Origin of the sequence: Streptomyces katrae, from assembly GCF_000966975.1 — a bacterium.
Classification (GTDB): domain Bacteria; phylum Actinomycetota; class Actinomycetes; order Streptomycetales; family Streptomycetaceae; genus Streptomyces; species Streptomyces katrae.
Genome location: NZ_JZWV01001552.1, coordinates 1 through 1,485 on the forward strand (window position 1 = coordinate 1; position 1,485 = coordinate 1,485).

Genomic DNA, 1,485 nt, shown 5'->3' on the forward strand with positions numbered 1-1,485 from the left:
CTCGTCGACGGCCTGGTAGAGGTCCAGTTCCGCCTCGGGGCGCAGCCGGTCCGGCCCCGCGCCGCGTTCGACGGAGGAGTCCAGGACGAAGCGGCCGGCGGTGACGTGCCGGGCGCCGAGGGCGGCGAGGACCGGGCGCAGGGCGTAGTCGATGGTCAGGACGTGGGCGAGGCTGCCGCCGGTGGCGAGCGGCAGGATGGTCTTGCCGGCGAGGCCGTCCTGCGGGAGCAGGTCCAGGAAGGCCTTGAGCAGCCCGGTGTACGAGGCTTTGTAGACCGGGGTCGCGATGACCAGTCCGTCGGCTCCGGCGACGGCCTCCAGGGCGCGGCGGATCTCCGGCTCCCCGCGGCGGGCCGACAGCAGGTCGGCGGCGGGGAGCAGGCGTACGTCGAGGTGGGCGGTCTCGAACCCCGCGTGTTCGAGTCGGCGCAGCACGTGCTCGGCGACGACGACGGTACGGGAGTGGGCGGAGGGGCTGCCGGTGAGGGCGAGCAGCTTGGGCACGGGGGCTCCTGTGGTGGTCCGGGTCAGGCGGAGGCGGAGGCGCCGGAGGCGATGCCGAAGGCGGGGTCCGGGACGGTGTCGGGGCTGATCAGGCGGGAGGGCACGCCGTCGGGGCCGACCGGGACGTCACCGTCGACGGTGACGCGGCGCAGGGTGCGCTCGTGGTCGTCGGAGTCGTCGACGCCGTAGTGCTGGGTGGCCCGGTTGTCCCAGATGGCGACGTCACCGGCCCGCCACTGCCAGCGGACGGTGTTCTCGGGGCTCTCGATGTGGGCCTGGAAGAGGTCGACGAGGGCGCGGGAGTCCCGGCCGGTCAGCCCGGCGATGCGCTGGACGAAGTTGCCGAGGAGCAGAGTGCGTTCGCCGGTCTCGGGGTGGACGCGGACCACGGGGTGCTCGGTGAGGAAGGTGGTGGAGGTGAACACCTCGCGGTACTGCGCGAGGGCCTCGGGGAGGGCGTCGGGCTTGAGGGCGGCGTAGTCGTACTCGTTGGAGTGAACGGCGCGCAGCCCGTCGGCGAGGGCCCGGAGCGGGGCGGGGAGGTGGGCGTAGGCGGTGGCGGTGTTGGCCCAGAGGGTGTTGCCGCCGTACGGGGGGATGGTGACGGCGCGGAGGATGGAGAAGGCGGGGTAGGCGGGGACGAAGGTGACGTCGGTGTGCCACTGGTTGGCGCGGGCCCCGTGGTGGGAGTCGATGCCGAGGGCGTAACGGCCGTCCGCGGAGGGGACGGTGGGGTGTGCGACGGGCGTCCCCAGCAGCCGGGCGAAGGCCTCGTGACCGGCCTCGTCGAGGTGCTCCTGCCCTCGGAAGAAGACGACCTTGTGGGCGAGGAGGGCGGCGCGGATCTCGGCGACGGCGGCGGCGTCGAGGTCGCCGCCGAGGCGGACGCCGCCGATCTCGGCGCCGATGCGGCCGCCGAGGCGGGTGACGGTGGTGGAGGTGACGGTGGTCATGGGAACTCCTCGTGAATGGGTACGACGC

The 1,485-nt window shown here is 73.8% G+C and carries 2 protein-coding genes; both read right to left on the reverse strand.

Features of this window, described 5'->3' with window-relative positions:
* A partial coding sequence (gene ssuE / locus VR44_RS39110; protein WP_052714038.1) for an NADPH-dependent FMN reductase occupies positions 1 to 504 on the reverse strand: 504 nt, incomplete at its 3' end.
* A gap of 23 nt (positions 505 to 527) precedes the next feature.
* Positions 528 to 1,457, reverse strand: coding sequence for a TauD/TfdA dioxygenase family protein (locus VR44_RS39115; RefSeq protein ID WP_045952449.1), 930 nt, complete (start codon positions 1,455 to 1,457; stop codon positions 528 to 530).
* Between the last annotated feature and the right edge of the window lie 28 nt (positions 1,458 to 1,485).

Coding starts and splice junctions, on each gene's coding strand:
- VR44_RS39115 (WP_045952449.1), bottom strand. CDS start 1,457: ATGACCACCGTCACCTCCACCACCGTCACCCGCCTCGGCGGCCGCATC.